We start from the raw sequence: 16489 nt of genomic DNA, 5'->3' as shown, positions 1-16489 counted from the left end.
GAAAGGAGTTCATTATGAGTATGCAAACCAGCCGCGTAAGCGGGGTCTCGGTCATTACTTGCACGAATCGTCCGCTTTTCTTCAATAAACTAATCTATAATTTTAGAAGGCAACGCTACAATGCAAAGGAGCTTATCATCGTTTTAAACAAAGGCAGCATGAACCTGACAGAATATCGTCGGAAAGCCTCTCGATTTCCAAATATCAAGGTCTTTAAAAGGCCTGAAACGTTTACTTTGGGCAGTTGTTTGAATTACGGAATTAATAGAGCTAAATATCCGGTCATCGCCAAGTTTGACGATGATGATTACTATTCACCTAATTATTTATTAGAACAAGTAAGAGCTCTGCGCCGAACTGGAGCCGGTATAGTCGGGAAAGGTGCTCATTTGAAGTTTTTCGAAGGCAGACGCCTCCTTGTCATTACGACACCCTCTAAAAAAAATAAATTCGTGAAATATGTGGCCGGGGGTACCTTATTGTTCAGGAGGCAATTACACAAACGTATTCGTTTTGCTAAACTGACGCTCGGAGAAGATGTTAATTTTATGCGAAGATGCCGAGCTAAAGGATATAAACTGTTCGCCACTTCGCCTTACAATTTCGTAGGCATTAGAAGAAAAAATAAGCAGAGCCATACCTGGAGAGAAAGCGACAAAAATGTGTTGAAAGGAAGTTTATTTGTTGCAAGAACAATTTATTACCGCAAATGGGCGGATCGGCCGGTGAAATAACCACTCGGTCAGTATGCCTTCTATTAGGGCAAGATCACCCATTCCTGTAAGTGTTGGAGTGTTGTACCTCATAGCCTGCTGCTCGGAGAGCCTTGGCAACACAGCGCCAGTTCCAGCCCCCTCCCCATGCGCCATGAACCAATACAAAGGTTTTCATTTGTCAATGAGTGATTTAACTATTCAGCCTATTCGTTGAGAATGCGGTAGCCATCATGCTATTCAGCCGTTTTGGCATAACAAAAAAGGCACCCTTTTCACCGGCTGCCTTCGTATGAAAAGCCATCCCTTATGGCAGGGAATTGAATCGATACTAGAACCTTCTCTAGTTTTAATTGTCTGTCATCCCTTTGGCAGGGGCATTGGAGTCCGGGAGGATCCCGCTTCCTTCGAATACATGCTTTATTCGTTTCACAAGCATCGTTTTACGTGCCAAACCTTTGCGAACAGCCCCGTTTATCAGAATACGGGGGTCACCGATTAGAACCAACTCTTTCCGAGCTCTCGTTAGCGCTGTATATAATGAATTTTTATACCACATGGATTGCCGATGAGGGATTTCAAGGCCGATTTCAGTTAGCGGAATAATGACTCCCTCATACTGACTACCTTGTGTCTTAGCCGTTGTAATGGCATAGGCAAGCTCCATCTCACTCATTAGCTCCGGAAATGTGTAGAGAACTTCTTTATCCGGTTCAAAAAAAATGCAGCTGCTCTGGGATGGATGGAATGATCGAATCAATCCTACTTCGCCATTGTCTGCTCTTGATGTATTGGTCATTTGAATGACGGGATCTCCTGCCCCCATCCCTTCTTCCATGTTCACAGGGTTGATTCGCTGCTTAATATATAGGTTCAAACGGTCCGTACCGAGACTGTATTGTTCCCTGTACATGGTAATGACCGGATACCGTTTTGCTTTATCTTGATAAATCCGGACGATGTTTTCTTTGGTTTCCTCTACTGTTTCAGTAGGAATCGTCTGGATGCCCTCCGCTTCCAAGTGCGAATAATCGACCGCGCCTAGAAGGACGGCCCGTGCCAACGAGAGGATCGAGCTATCATTCCTATAATTTCGTTTTAATGTAACTGTCGGAAATCCAAGAGAAATCATGTCCAGGAACGGCCGCCCCGGGCCGATCGGTTCCAATTGGTTCGAATCGCCAACAAAGACGAGCCGCGTCCCACGCTCCACAGACCAGAGCAAGTCACGCCATAGATACTCGTTGACCATACTGGCTTCGTCAATAATTAACACGTCCGTATTCAGCGGATTTTTCTTATAGTGATACCAAATGCGGCTGGCTTTGTCTCTTCCCTTTCCAAGCAGCGCATGAATGGTCTGCGCCGGATAACCGGTCACCACTTCCAACTGCCTCGCGGCTTTTCCGGTAGGTGCAGCCAACTTAATCTGAATGCCCGGCAGCAGGGTCTGTAAGACAATAAGCAAATACGCGATCCAGCTGCTTTTCCCAGTGCCTGCTTCTCCTCGAACCAGAAGAACCGGATGTTCAAAAAATTGTTCGATCCCCCTCTCTTGATCCTCATCCAGATTAGGAAGCCTGCCTTCGCTAATTAAGGTCCGAATCGTTCCGCTTAAACTTTCCGGTTTAGATGTAGGGCACGCTATTAAGTCGGCTAAGCGCTGTGCAATTTGAATTTCCGCAAAATATAAGTGCCGGTCAAAAAATAAATTCCCTCTGCAAATGAGCTCATGATCCTGTTCCTGCGCAAATCGTTCGATTTCATTGCGGATTTTATCCTTCGGCAGCGACTTTCCCAGCAAGGCATTGACCCTATTCTCGAATTCGGCACCGCTAATGTAGCTGTTTCCTCCGTTTAAATATTGCATGTACACATACTGGACGGCCGCCCCGATCCGGTAGGGACTGTTCGCCTCGATCCCGGCCTCCAGCGCAAGCGTATCGGCAACCCGGAAGGGAACGGATGGGACGCGGTTCAATAGATACGGCTGCCCTTCGATGAAGTCAATGGCCGAAAAGCCTAATATTTCACAGATCTCGTGAAACATCTTACGAGAAAGCTCGAACCGTTGTAGATGATTAAGCAGATTCGGCAAGGTGTACTGCTCAATCAGGCTATTTTTAATAAGTTCACATGCCAATCTGTCACCAGCCGTCCATCGGTCCAGCAACTCCGGGTGTTCGATCAGTGTCCGGATATCGTCGTCAAGATGAGGATGCATGCGTTTAAAAGTAATGGGATGGCGAGTTGCGAAATGACTCGGGAGCACCTCAGAGATAGTCGCAAGGAGACGGTAACGATTGACGATAAATATATGCTCCGTTGTGTACTGTCCTTCTATAATAAGGTTCTGGAAGGCTGTCGGGAGCGCTCTTGCACGAATACGGAACGACGAACCCTGATGGGTCTGAAACCACCCTGCCTTCTCCTGCCCCTTGGACTTGATCTTCATCAGACATCCTGAGTAGATTTGGTTCCCCTTCATTCTTCGCCCCGCTCACTCCATATATTTCTCAGGCTTTTCTTCTTCTTAAAAGTCGCAGATCCTCTTGAATCCGTATAGGGCTTGCTCTGTTCCTTATCGCTGCAGGAAGAAATATGGAGCCATAAACTCGGGCGCGGCAGGTAACAAACTTCCTTGGATTCCGGAGCGAAACCGGGAGGAATAGGTGACGTTAATGCATAATACCATTGTTGTAATTTATCCTCGTAATATCGGACGGGAATGGCTCTCATCGGTTCATTTCGATAAATCCAGCTCCTGTCCTCCTTGATTTCTTCAACTTGAACGTCTGCCACCTTTCCATACCCTTGCGAGCGTTTCGCTCCTAAAGCAGGGATGTAGACTGCCAGCTCCTTTATCTCAGATGGCACTCCCCTACAATAGAACGTGACTTCCACTGGGCAAGCCAATGTATAGACATTCCGGTGGTACGCCTTGAAATAGCCACCGCTCAAGTCCAGGTCATCCGGGAGGTCGCCTGAATAGCGTTTCGTATAAAATTGTACATTTCTCCCCTTTGAACGAGTGAAACCTACGCTAGCCAAATACAACAAAGAGTCTTGATGACGTTCAATCGGCAGCTCCAACGAACGAGGAGTCCCTTTGCTTGGTTCCAGCGGGTGATTCTCCTTCAAGGCTAACGCCTTCATTAGCAGTGCATCAAAGCCAATGGGATAGTCGGGAATAATCATTTCCGAGTTTAACGTAAATGTGACCTGAAGGTTTTTGTAGCTGATCATAGGAGCAGCCTCCTCTCCCCGAATGCATGCTTCAGCGAGTTTGGGTTCAGATTCACGCGTCCCATACCGAATGAACACTTCCAGCCAACACCGGAATAGTGCGAGAAATGAAGCAGCCGATTCAGAACTCCCCTTAAGGTACCGGCTTCGTGCACATTACTAAATACTGCCTTTCCGGAAAAGGTGTTCAAGGTTATTTCCTTGCGAATCGGATAAATAACAGAATGAATGTGATGGGAGGTAATCAGCAAGCCGGATGCCAGGCGCTTTCTATACTCCGCGGTCGATTCGATCGATTCTGGTGCAGCTTCATTCCATTTGCTCAAGAGGCTGTTCACAATTTTGTCCGGGAACGGTAGCGTCACCGTCTGTCGTCCGCTATTGAACGCCGTATATTGGAAATTCATCTCTATGCTTTCGGCTATAGGAAGGCTGTAAAAGACATCATAGCTGACGATTCCCGCTTTCGGGTGATCATCATGGTGTAGGATAATCTCATCCACCATATAATAGTCCTGGCCTAAGCGGACTTCCTTTCCCTTCTCAACATGACGAAAGAATGTCAGCATCACCCTTGCATCGAAAAATACGAAATGGATCATAAGCGAGCCATCGAATTCCTTCTCGATTTCCTTAATCGAGAAAGGAGATTTCTGCGCTTCATGATAGTAGCGGCCGACCGGAGTATGGCGGATTTCGTTGTACACCCATCCATGAATGTAATTCGGGTAAACGTTGCGGACCACGCACCTCCGCCTGTTCCGCAAAAGCAAGATCGTATTTGCGATCAAGACAACACATCCTTAGGTGCCGCATAATCTTCCGTATAATCTAAAGGATATGTAATTCGCTTCCAGTTTCCGAACGCCAACACGCATGCTATTTACCGTATTAAATTTGCGCTGCCTCGTACGCCTACCGCAAGTCCATTACCGCAAGTCCAAATCAGAAATCAATCCCAGCCGCTGCGCTTCTGCAATGGCTTCCCCTCTGGAGCTCACATTCAACTTCTCGAATATGCGGGTCAAATGATACTCGATCGTTCGCTGGCTCATGAAAAAAATCTGGGCCAGTTCTTTATTGCTTTTTCCGTTGAGAATTTCATTCAGGATGCTTTGTTCTTTGGAGCTGATCGATATTCGATCAAGCGATTTCTCCCCTTTGGCGTGCAGAACCTGGATGTCGGTTCTTCTGAGTTGCTTAAGAAGCCTAATCGGGAGCAACGCCTCCCCGTTCACGGCACATCTCAAAGATTGGATCATTTGCTCACGCGTCGACAGTTTGCTGATAAATCCGGATACTCCGTTCTCTATCAATAAATTAAAATGAGGTTCAATATCGTAACCGGTATAGATGAGTATTTTTACATCGAGGTTTTGTTCGCTGATGCTGCGGGCTACCTCAAGTCCGTTCATGCCGGGCATGATCAGATCAAGCAGCAGGATGTCAAACGTAGCCTGCTTAAACATCTCCAGTACTTCCGCTCCCGAAGATACGGCAGTGATGGACATATCGCTTTCCCTTTCAAGCATATGTATGGTCCCTTCTCGGACCGACGGATGGTCGTCTGCAAGCAATATGCTGATCATGGGGGCGCTCCTTTCGTTTATATTTAGGCTGAAGTTCATTCTACCGGAGCAAACATGCGCGGCAGCCATATCCTGACTACGGTCTCTTTCCCCATACTTCCGCTAAATTGGATCCTGCCTTCTAGGCTGGACACGCGTTCCTTAATACCGGTAAGTCCGATACGGCTTAAGTCGCCATGTTTCTTTGCATTGCCTATTCCTACTCCATTGTCACTATATAACAACGAGATTTCCTGTGGCATGATAGAGATGTGAACCTTCACCTTCGATGCTTTAGAATGCTTCCCGGCGTTTCCGAGGAGCTCTTGCATAATGCGGTACATCGCAATCGTATATTCATAGTCCAATTCCGTATCGAATTCATCGTAATCGAACTCAATCGTAAAATTTTCGCGCATCTGTATCGTATGGAACAACTCTTTTAGCGATTCGACTAGCCCGATCTCCTTCAGTAAAGACGGCCTAAGCTCATTGCAGGTTGAACGCGTTTCATGAATGACATCGAGCAATCCTTCTCTAATCGCGATCATTTCCTGCCGCACCGCGTCCGACATGTCGAAATCAGTCGTTACTTCCCCGATTCTTCTGTACCAATACAGTTGATTTTGCAAGACCGAATCATGCAGATCCAATGCAAACCGGCTTCTTTCATTTTCCTGCAAATTAAAGATGAAGCGCATCAGCCACGGCGGCGTATTCCTTTCGGACTGCTTCTTCACGGTATCCTTGAACTCGTCGGAAAGCCCTTGAACGAGGGATAGATTCTCATAAACGATGCTGACGTAGCGGGATAAGGTTTTAAGCCAAACTTTTTCGTCGATGTTGAGCGAGGTGCCGTTTTGTTTTTCTCCAATCCATACGATATACCATTTCCCCATTCTCTCTCCGGCCAATAGGATCGCGCCATCATTCAATACTTCAATCACTCCGAGTTGCAGCGGTTTTATGAACAGCGCATTCGTCACGAATTCGATCGGATACCTCTCATAACCGACAATCAACTCGATGGAGAAATCGCGCCGGTCCACCTCCAATAAGGAAATAGCTTGAATCCCAAGCCCCTCTTTGATTTCCTGTATGAACTGTTCTTCTAATTCACTTACTTTCATAACTTTCGAAATTCGGGATGCAAATCGGTCCATTCTCAATTGAAAATCTTTCTTCATCATAAAGTGCCTCGATCGAAAACGGAAATCCAGCATTTCCTTAAGATACAGCATTAAGATAACAATTAGAGGAAAGTAGACCAGCGATTCGATTTGAAGATCGGGCGAACGGCTCAGTAACGAATCCAGCAGCCAGTGAATGAACGACAATATGAAGGCTAGTCCGGCATTATAGCGAAATCGCCCGAGATAAAAATCAATATCAAGCAATCGTTTGGCCGTAATCAAATAAATAAACGTTGCAGGGAGCACTACAAGGAAAATCGCGGTATGTCCCACCGATACCCATCCGGAGCCGGCCATTAGCTTCGGAATCGCATAAAGTCCGATAAACGGTCCAAACGATAAAAATATGCCAAGGAGCATAATTTTGATCTCGGTCTTATAGATTAGCGACCGGTTCCGCACGCCGACCATAACCAGCAGCAGTACGCACACCGCGCACTCGGTGATGAACCAGCTCAGCAGGGAAAGCGTTACGATCTCATAGGCAGAGCTTACTCGCAGGAGCGTAAAAACAGCTTCCATGCCGATCAGCAATCCGTTAAGCGCAATGAATAATCGTAGAATAAAAGGGGGAACGATGCTTGATCCGCCAATGGATTGGATGTAGCTATTCAAGAATTGCAGGAAACTATATGGAATGAATAAGAAAGCCGCTCCACTGAATAACTCAGGCAAAACATGCCCCTGGGAAGATGCTCCCCCGCAAACATAACTTAATCCGACTAAAACGAGAAAGAAAAAAAGACCATAAAAGTAGGGAAGATCAGGCTTCTTAAATACGATGAATCCCGAGATGGCCATAATAATAAGGAAAGTAAACCCGGGATACCAAACGAATAATCTAAACTGATCCTCCGTCAATCCGCTTGGAATCTCGTGCGATTCGACCGTGCCGTTTCGTTCAATCGCGATGCTGCGCACCTGCTCGAGGATGCCGTAGGTTTTGACCGTTGACGCAAGCCCCGGTTCATTCTCATCGACCTTTATGACGGAATCGCCCACTCTAATATCTTGCTTATACGCCCAACCATCCGCATCGATATTCGTAATTTGCCACTCGCCGCTGGCCGTCTCGTGAAGCTTGATCCCGATATAGGGCTTTTGAATGGTCAGTATAAATACGAATGCAACAAAAATAACAATAGGCAGCATCAAATACTTAATATGAAAGCGGACAACCAAGGGTATCCCCTCTTTTCAATTCTAGTTCTCCCCATCGCTCCAATTCGATTGCAGAAATGCGTGTATCGCTTTTTTGTTCTTATCGATATAGCTGATATAGGGATCCACTGAACGATCAGCCTTCAATGTATAGTGGAACTCGACTTTACCGTGGCCTTGCGCTACTTTGCCGCCGACTCTACCATATCGGTTCATCTCCTCCAACAGATGATAGAACAAAGCCGTTTCCACACTGCTTGCCCCCATTAAAGTGAAACCATGCATAAATGTCATGTTCGGTATGATATATTCCGTTTTGTAGATCATTTGGTTCCGGTCAGTTTTCGGAGAATCCGAATGGTCTTGTCGGGTATAGAACAGCCAGTCGGTTATATCGGCGGCGCGAATGCCTGGTTTCGGCTCCCCGTACAGCTCAGCGACTTCGTCTACGATCGGGACTAAGAAGTCGGCAATCAATTTCCCATGAATCAGCTGCCGCTTAAATGAACAACCCATTAGGGATGCAAGCGGGATATGCTCACGGAGCTCCTCTATGAATGGCCTGTACGGTTCCTGCTTTGCTTTCTGCCGTCCTTTCACCGCACCCGAATCGAGCGATCCTCCGGCATATAACAAATAGTGCAATTTCCGTCCGATCCGTTCCGGATCAAGTTCCAACATTTCCAGAAAAGATTGTGCGCCAAGCCGACGCATAATGCCGCGGATACTGTTTCCGCTGATTACAGGAATATGTACGGTCTTTCCTTCATACCATACTTTCATTTTACGGAAGAATCGCTCATTCCCTTGAGCAGCTATCCCTTCGTCCGGCATGTCGGCTCCATGAATAATCGGCTGCAGCGATTTGACTTTGCCTCGAATCGTTTCGATTACGGACATGTCGATCCCTCCTGCTCCTTCCAAAACGGTTGGTCAAACTTAGTTAATGCCAATACAAGCGATAATAATGGCGACGGACGAAGGGATGAGATGTACGACTCGTATTGTAGGTGTTTGCCTTGTACATACGTGCCCCTCTCGATTTGAGCGGAGGAAACACCAGATAGAATGAACGCCTTTACCGATTCATAAATGTTTCGATGTAAAGCGGGTATAAGTAGAACTGATTGTTCGCCGAATTGGACGTAAAACTGTGACTGATCGTAATTAAGTTTTGCGCGTAGCGTAATATGTTTTCGATAATCGGATGGAATGCTGATCGCAAAAGGAGGGAGAGGAGGCTTATAAAATAGGGAGTGGATGAGTGCTTCTCTATCGCGCTGCTCTGCCATCGTCAAGAATTGGACCGTATTCGCGTCCGCAACGATGGCTTTCCGCCGAAACTCATCCGTTCTAAGGATTGTTGTGCATGGAAGGCAGAATAATTCGCTTGCTCGGGCTTGATGGAGATGCCAATCGGTATAACGTGACAACTCTAGCTGCTTCATCGGCACCATGAAATCAAAACGGTTACCGCAATAAGCGCATACTTCTCCTTCATGAGGAGATGACAAGCGCAGCCGCCGCTCCAAGTCCACGTTCCGGAAGTTGCTGAATATGAGGCGGGACACAAAAGTCTGAGCGTCAAAATCCATTTAAGCATCCCTCCCGTATAGAATACTCCGAAAAAAAACGTATCATGACTCCAATTCGCCGTCCTCAATTCAATCTCGAGAACGTTCCGTGAATGGCATAAAACAACCGGCCACCTCATATACGGTGCCGGCTGACAGCGTGATTCTACATTTCCAAGAGTTTAGCTAACTTTATTTGTCCGGAGAGCCACTCCTCCCCTTCGATCTTGCCGGTGATTAACGTTTCCATGCCCTGACCGAGATCAAACGCAACCTTCCCTAAATCTCTGGCGATATGCGGAGCAAGAATGACTGCATTTGTTCCGGCAGCCAGCAAACACAAGTCAAACTCGCAATCCCTTAATTCCTGCTTTACCCTAGGGATATCCTCATACCGCACGATGTTGATCGTGCCCGTAATTTGGAAATCCAGCTTAGCCTGCAGCCTGTTCTCCAAGGCTCTCTTTACCTCGTCTGCGTAGCTGCACACGATGATAATCTTTCTGTTCTTTAACATGTCATAAAATTTCCGTTGTTGAGAAATCATGATGACTCGTCTGGTGTAAGCCTCAAATACGTATCTCGGAGCGATGCCATAGACATCGAATACTTGTCTTGTCAACTCCCCTGACTGTGATACCCGAATGTTGATACCGACGATATCCGCATTTCTTACCGCTTCTAACGCAGCATCGCGAGCCTCTAGGTTTGGAAATGTAATCCCGCGATGCGTATGCCCTCTTGTTACGTTAGAATGATTCGCAACATGTGCTTCCGGATGGCGCATAAATTGCTCTTCCGAAAAAACCTCATATTGTGCAAGGACATGCGTTTCGGTAACCCCTACGGATATGACGGAGAGCGGTAAATGGCGATCAAGCGAATATAGGATTTGATCCATGACTTGCCCGGTATTCAGTTCTTGATAGGCCAAAGGTCCACCCCCTTCATGATGCATATCCTCCGGGATTGCGCGACTGCCAGCGCCATGCGTCTGCACACATCGTTTCCAAATCCTTCTCGGCCTTCCAGCCGAGTTCTTGTTCGGCCTTCAGCGGATCAGCATAACTGACGGCCACATCGCCAGGCCGACGGTCCACCAATTGATAAGGCACTTTACAGCCGGTAGCCTTCTCAAACGCATGCACGAGCTCCAGCACGCTATATCCTGTTCCCGTCCCCAGATTATACGCTGCTATTCCTTCCGTACGCAGCGTATGCTCCAACGCTTTCAAATGGCCTCGTGCTATATCCACCACATGGATATAATCCCTGACCCCCGTACCGTCCGTCGTCGGGTAATCGCTGCCGAACACGCTCAGCGTTTGAAGCTTTCCCACCGCCACTTGGGTAATATACGGCATGATATTAGTGGGTAGGCCTTTTGGGTCCTCTCCTATACGCCCGCTAGGGTGAGCTCCTGTCGGATTAAAGTAACGAAGCAACACGATACTCCAAGCTGGATCGGCGACCGTAAGGTCCCCCAATATGATCTCAATCATCTGCTTGGTTCGTCCGTAAGGATTGGTTGCCTTGAGCGTCTCATCCTCTTGGATAGGTACATGTCCCGGCAAGCCGTAAACAGTCGCCGATGAGCTGAACACCAGTTTTTTTACATTGTACTTATGCATGATATCCGCAAGAACCAACGTACCGGTAATATTGTTATGGTAGTAGCTCAGAGGTTTCGCAACTGATTCTTCCACGGACTTAAATCCTGCAAAATGAATGACCGCTTCGATGTCATGCTCAGCGAACACGTTGCTCAGCCCCTCACTGTCCAACAGATCGACATTGTAAAATCGCAGCGGCTTGCCTGCAATTTCCTGTGCACGGCCCAGCGACTCTGGATTGCTGTTCGACAAGTTGTCAACTACAATGACGTCGTAACCTGCATGCAGCAGCTCCACGCAAGTATGACTCCCGATAAAGCCTGCTCCACCGGTCAGTAGGATAGACATATGTTCCTCTCCTTTCTCTATCGAATACCTGAAGATTTGGGCTTTAAATCAACGATTTTGATCCAACCGTTATCCTTCACAAACACAGGCTCATATTCGTCCCCCCAGCGTTTCAGGGCATTGCGAATATTCCATTCGGTAATCTCGCGGTAGATATCGATCAAATTCGTTTGATTGTGGTGATGCCTGCGGTGGATGTACAGCGGTACGTCGATCCAATGAAAATGGCATACCTCGATCAACCGCATCAGCACCCGTTTGTCTTCCATATACCTGCCTTCATAAGGATCATCCGTAGGCCAACCGCCGATCGATTTTAACGTGGAAGTCCGGTAAAACCGGGGCCATTGCGACATATTGGAGAGCAGAAAATCGAATTTATCCCGGAAAGAACGATTCTTCGTTACAATGTTGAAAAATAAACCCCCGCTCGGATTGATCGAGATGGAATTGATGTTCCCGCTGATCAAACCGACATGCTCCGGCTGCTTGCGTGCCTCAGCCAGCAATACCTCAAGCGTATACGGAAAGAACCAGTCGTCCGCATCGAGCTGGATCACATAAGGCGTTGTAACGGCAGCCAAACCGACGTTCATCGTTTTCGATTGACCCATGTTCGTTTCGTTACACATATACGTAACGCGCGAATCCCCCAGCAAGGGCTTCGCGAGTGCAATGCTTTCATCGGTTGAAGCATCGTCGACGACGATCAGTTTCCAGTGCACATAGGTTTGTTTAAATACGGTTTCAATCGCTTCCTTCAAGAACCCCCCTGCATTATACGTAGGGATGAGTACCGTTACTTCTGATTCCATCCCACTCACCTCAAATTTCTGACTAGTGCTTCAAAATCAAATCCGTCTTGGCCGTCGATCGTTAAATCAATCGCATGACCGAAATCCAGCGCTACCTTGCCTGTAGCGTTAGCCAATCGAGGAGCCAGAAGCGTCGCTGGAATGCCGGCCGCAATAATCGCGATCTGCCACTCTTTGTTACTGTAAAGCTGCGTATACGCCGTCTCTAACTGTTCGTAACCTTCCAAATTCACGGTATCGACAACCGTCACGCCGTTCGCTTGAAAAACCGGCGCAGCCTCTTCCGCTCTTCTGCCTGCCAGAATGACACGGTACTGCTTCATCCAATCCCAGAAATGAGGAACCCTCGTCATATGATGTGTGACCCAGGCAGAGCAAATGGTATAGAAACCTAGGCCAAGATCCAGAAACGCCTTCTTGGAATACTCCGCGCCTGACGCATTCTCACCGGTCGACAATAAGCCAACGGTCGTCGCAGAGGTAAAGGCCTTAATAAGCTCCGCGCGTATATTCTGGTCAGCTAGGCCGTTATACCTTCGGTAATAGGTCATGCCATTATAAAAATCGGGGAAAATCCGCAGTTCGGCAATTTCAGCGTGGCCGAATCGGGCCAGCGAATACGCTTTACCTTCCCGCACCGCTTCATCGATACAACCCATTACTTCCTCCGTCGATAGGAGGTAACGCTCGTAGCTGAAGTCATTCGTAAAATATCGATTGTCTCTGTACTCCATAACAACCTCCCATTATTCGATGATTTCATAGGGAATATGCGGGAACCCATTCATAATATAAGGTTTTAAGTAATGGCCTTGACGGGACCCGAGCAGAAATATCCGATCTATCCCGCGGGTAACGATCAGCTTCGAGATCAAACGCTCCATGATATCAAGCTTCAGCTCAATCTTCGGAACGTACAGCGACAGATGAAAAACATCGGAGGTCAGCCAGCTGAATTCATCGATATCGGAATCCGTAACAAATTCTGTAGCCACCATGGTAACCGAGTAATAGTTCGCATGCAGCCCATCTATAAAATTCAAGCATCGAGTGGACAGGCGCTCTCTTCGTGTCTGGGGCATTAGCAGCAGCCACTTCGGCAGCCTAGTGGACATTGGTTTTGTCGAATAATGATGCCAGGCACTTCCATTCGGAATGCTTGGGCTCATATCCAGCAGCGGCGAATGCTCCCACTTTCGTTTCAGTGCCTTCAAATAATCCTCTTGATACAGCATCGGATGACGGGCTTTGATTTGTTCAACCAGCTGATCATGATGATCGATCGCTTCATGGACCATGGATCGTCCGTGTCTTCGGTACAAGAAGAGCCTTTCGAAAATTTGATACCCGTACCAACCCTTTTCGCCGAGCGAAATCCAGAAATCCCAGTCCTCGTAACCCATGACGACAAACCCGGATTTATAACCGCCCGCCTGCATGCAGGCTTCCTTTCGAAACAGGGAAGTTCCGCACGTGATATTGCGAAACAGCTGGGTATGGTAGTTATATTGAGGGGCATCATGCACCCAATCCTCCGTACCGAAAGCCTTGACCCAAGGGGAGACAAAGCCGACCTTAGGAAAGAGTTCCATAATCCATATTGCCTTCTCCAAAAATGTCGGGTGAATCAAATCGTCTGAATCCAGAGGAAGTATATATTTGCCTTTCGCTGCAACGATCCCGCTGTTTCTGGCTGCAGCCACCCCCTGATTGGCCTGCTTGATTAAACGGGTTTTCGGCTTCTTTAAGGCGGACAACAGGCCTATCGTTTCCGGATCGGTCGAACCATCGTCGACCACAATGATCTCGACGTCCTGGAACGTCGAATTCAATACGGAATCGATCGTTTCCCCCAGAAACTGTCCATAGTTGTAGCATGGAATGACGACGCTGATGAGCGGAACATCCGTCATGGCTGCAGGTTGACCTCCTCTCGGAACCAGAGAATCGTGCGTTCGAGCCCCTCTTCCAATGAGACGTTAGGAGAAAAGCCCAGGACATCGCCAGAACGCGTTAAATCCGGGATTCGTGCCGGCATGTCTTCATACCCTTTTCCAAAGGCTTCTTCATAGGACTTAAAATGAACGGGCGATTCCGAGTCCGTCATTTTTACGATCATTTGGGCCAATTGAAGGACTGTGGTCGGCCGATTCGATCCGATATTGAATGCGAGTCCATCCGCCTGCCGGCCAAGGGCGCTTATGGTTCCTCTTACCATATCGTCCACATAGGTAAAGCAGCGGGATTGAGACCCGTCTCCATAAACGAGGAGCGGCTCCCCTTTAAGAGCTGCATGAATGAATCTTGGGATGACCATCCCGTACATCGAATTCATCTGGCTGGGTCCATAAGCGTTAAAGTAACGAAGAACGGTAACCGGCAGCCCTTTGTCGGCAAAAGCAAAGCATAGGTGCTCATCAATGGATTTCGCCGCAGCATAGCACCACCTATGGATGGACGGCGCTCCATACACGCGATCCGACGTTTCTGAGAATGGAAGATTCGTATTCTTGCCGTATATTTCCGACGTAGAAGCAAAGATAACCTTGACCCCTCTCCGAAAGGCCAACTCTAAGACATGCCTCGTACCGTCTATATTACCTTCGATGACCTTTATGGGATCTTCTACCGTATTTTTTACGCCAAGGATGGCCGCCAAATGGAACACCGCATCCACTTGATCCATGCATTGCTTAATCATAGGGCGATTCAAAACGGATCCCTGAATGAACTTATGATTCTCGTGGGTAAGCACGTCATGCAGAAACGCCATCCGGCCCGCTGACAAATCATCCAACGTGATGACCTTGTGCCCCTGCAGCAGCAGAGCCCGCACCAGATGGGATCCGATGAACCCAGCACCACCAGTTACAAGAATGTTCATGAATGCAGATCACCTCCCGACTCTCTCTTCAGAGCAAGACTATTTTCGATTTGTCCTTCACGCCTTCCGTCGCATTTCGCGTATCCACAATCAGCTTGGCATGCTTGGCAAGCTCGTCGTAAAGAATCGAAGAATGGTCTGTAAGAATCAGCAAACAGTCTTTCTTCTTCACGTTTCTAGTCGTAAGCGGGGTTCGTACCAGCGTTGTTCCCGCTACATGAAGTTCGGCTATATAAGGATCGTAGAAGCTCATTTGAGCCCCCTGCTTCATCAGCAGCTCGATCACTTTCAAGGCCATAGATTCTCGCAGGTCGTTGACATCTTTCTTGTACGTTACGCCAATCGCCATTATGCTGCACCGGTCCAGTGGAAGCGGGTAAAGGCTCTTGACCATCCGAGCCATGATATAGCCGGGCATTTCTTCGTTCACTTGATGGCTTAACTGGATGAAAGGCAGAGGGATATTAAATTGCTTCGCTTTCCAAAGCAAATACATCGGATCAACGGGGATGCAGTGTCCGCCTACGCCGGGACCGGGGTAATAGGGCATAAAGCCGTAAGGCTTTGTACGGGCTGCCTTTATCACCTCCCAGATGTTAATTTCCATGGCTTCGCATAACTTAACCAAATCGTTCATAAACGAGATATTCACGAAACGCTGACAATTCTCAACGAGTTTCGTCATCTCCGCGGTTCTTGCGTTGGAAACGGTGACCACTTCGTCAAAGACCTTCCCGTAAATACGTTCCGCGTATTGCGTGCAGGCGGGGGTAACGCCTCCGACCACTTTGGGAATCGATTGTAAAGCGGATCCCTTTTGGCCAGGGTCGATTCGTTCAGGCGAATAAGCCAGGAATACGTCTAGGCCGACCCGAAAACCGCGCTTTTCGATAAACGGCTTCAGCTCTTCCTCCGTCGTCCCCGGATAGGTAGAGCTTTCCAAAACCAATAAATGTCCCGGTCGCAAATAAGGAACCGCCTGTCTCATGGCTTGCAACACATAGGACAAGTCAGGCTTAGCCTCTTCATTGGTCGGCGTCGGCACGCAGAGAATCACGCAGTCAGCTTCGGCAACCGTTTCGTATGACACGCCGACTTGAAACCGTCCGTCCGCAAACATCGCTTTCAGTTCCATGCGGGTCAGATCGGATAAGTAGGGCTGTATCTTCCGAAGCTGCTTGATTTTACTTGGGTCTGTATCAACGCCAAAGACGATGTGGCCTTTCTCCAAAAAAAGTCTGGCCAGCGGCAGCCCAACGTAGCCGAGCCCGATGATAGCGATCTTATAGCGTTCATTAGGCTGCATATATGAGTCCCTCCCAGTAGAATGCTCCTGCCATCATCGTACGCATGTCGATCTGGCAAAGCGCTAGA

The 16489-nt window shown here is 47.9% G+C and carries 15 protein-coding genes; 1 reads left to right on the top strand and 14 read right to left on the bottom strand.

Translation table 11 applies throughout. The annotated features are described in order from the left end of the window. Positions 1 to 14 precede the first annotated feature (14 nt). Positions 15 to 734, top strand: coding sequence for a glycosyltransferase family 2 protein (locus tag AC50Y3_RS05485; RefSeq protein ID WP_494817717.1), 720 nt, complete (start codon positions 15 to 17; stop codon positions 732 to 734). 328 nt (positions 735 to 1062) lie between these two features. Here AC50Y3_RS05485 and AC50Y3_RS05480 read toward each other — a convergent pair whose 3' ends face one another. From AC50Y3_RS05480 to AC50Y3_RS05415, 14 genes are all read right to left on the bottom strand, one after another. Further along, positions 1063 to 3168 (bottom strand): AAA family ATPase, encoded by a 2106-nt coding sequence (locus AC50Y3_RS05480; protein ID WP_494817716.1) that lies wholly within the window; start codon positions 3166 to 3168, stop codon positions 1063 to 1065. Between the two features lie 29 nt (positions 3169 to 3197). Beyond that, positions 3198 to 3959 carry a hypothetical protein gene (locus tag AC50Y3_RS05475; protein WP_494817715.1) on the bottom strand — a complete coding sequence of 254 codons (762 nt, stop codon included), beginning with the start codon at positions 3957 to 3959 and terminating at the stop codon, positions 3198 to 3200. After that, positions 3956 to 4705: a CRISPR system precrRNA processing endoribonuclease RAMP protein Cas6 gene (gene cas6 / locus AC50Y3_RS05470; RefSeq protein WP_494817714.1), complete on the bottom strand. Its 750-nt coding sequence runs from the start codon at positions 4703 to 4705 to the stop codon at positions 3956 to 3958. Before cas6 ends, AC50Y3_RS05475 begins: the two co-directional genes overlap by 4 nt. 183 nt (positions 4706 to 4888) lie before the next feature. Continuing rightward, positions 4889 to 5548, bottom strand: coding sequence for a response regulator (locus tag AC50Y3_RS05465; RefSeq protein ID WP_494817713.1), 660 nt, complete (start codon positions 5546 to 5548; stop codon positions 4889 to 4891). Positions 5549 to 5583: 35 nt separating this feature from the next. Next, the gene (locus tag AC50Y3_RS05460; RefSeq protein ID WP_494817712.1) at positions 5584 to 7902 is read right to left on the bottom strand and encodes a sensor histidine kinase; all 2319 of its coding nucleotides are present in this window, start codon (positions 7900 to 7902) and stop codon (positions 5584 to 5586) included. Positions 7903 to 7923: 21 nt separating this feature from the next. Beyond that, positions 7924 to 8781, bottom strand: a complete 858-nt coding sequence (locus AC50Y3_RS05455; RefSeq protein ID WP_494817711.1) for a hypothetical protein — start codon at positions 8779 to 8781, stop codon at positions 7924 to 7926. After that, the gene (locus tag AC50Y3_RS05450) at positions 8772 to 9476 is read right to left on the bottom strand and encodes a hypothetical protein (RefSeq protein ID WP_494817710.1); all 705 of its coding nucleotides are present in this window, start codon (positions 9474 to 9476) and stop codon (positions 8772 to 8774) included. The genes AC50Y3_RS05455 and AC50Y3_RS05450 overlap by 10 nt, the downstream gene beginning before the upstream one ends. Positions 9477 to 9621: 145 nt before the next feature. Then, positions 9622 to 10389 carry a GT-D fold domain-containing glycosyltransferase gene (locus tag AC50Y3_RS05445; protein WP_494817709.1) on the bottom strand — a complete coding sequence of 256 codons (768 nt, stop codon included), beginning with the start codon at positions 10387 to 10389 and terminating at the stop codon, positions 9622 to 9624. Between the two features lie 13 nt (positions 10390 to 10402). Further along, a complete protein-coding gene (galE, locus tag AC50Y3_RS05440) occupies positions 10403 to 11416 on the bottom strand; it encodes a UDP-glucose 4-epimerase GalE (protein ID WP_494817708.1) in 1014 nt (337 codons plus the stop codon). A gap of 17 nt (positions 11417 to 11433) precedes the next feature. Continuing rightward, entirely contained in the window at positions 11434 to 12231 is a 798-nt protein-coding gene (locus AC50Y3_RS05435; RefSeq protein WP_494817707.1) for a glycosyltransferase family 2 protein, read from the bottom strand. Positions 12232 to 12236: 5 nt separating this feature from the next. After that, entirely contained in the window at positions 12237 to 12965 is a 729-nt protein-coding gene (locus AC50Y3_RS05430; RefSeq protein WP_494817706.1) for a GT-D fold domain-containing protein, read from the bottom strand. A 12-nt stretch (positions 12966 to 12977) separates the two neighbouring features. Continuing rightward, positions 12978 to 14144 carry a glycosyltransferase family 2 protein gene (locus tag AC50Y3_RS05425; RefSeq protein ID WP_494817705.1) on the bottom strand — a complete coding sequence of 389 codons (1167 nt, stop codon included), beginning with the start codon at positions 14142 to 14144 and terminating at the stop codon, positions 12978 to 12980. Continuing rightward, entirely contained in the window at positions 14141 to 15115 is a 975-nt protein-coding gene (locus tag AC50Y3_RS05420; protein ID WP_494817704.1) for an NAD-dependent epimerase/dehydratase family protein, read from the bottom strand. Before AC50Y3_RS05420 ends, AC50Y3_RS05425 begins: the two co-directional genes overlap by 4 nt. A 28-nt stretch (positions 15116 to 15143) precedes the next feature. Further along, positions 15144 to 16421 carry a nucleotide sugar dehydrogenase gene (locus tag AC50Y3_RS05415; RefSeq protein ID WP_494817703.1) on the bottom strand — a complete coding sequence of 426 codons (1278 nt, stop codon included), beginning with the start codon at positions 16419 to 16421 and terminating at the stop codon, positions 15144 to 15146. Positions 16422 to 16489: the final 68 nt, after the last annotated feature.

This window comes from Paenibacillus sp. J22R98, from assembly GCF_059383835.1.
The sequence above is the reverse complement of the archived record's forward strand: the minus strand, read 5'-3'. Positions and strand labels throughout refer to the sequence as shown.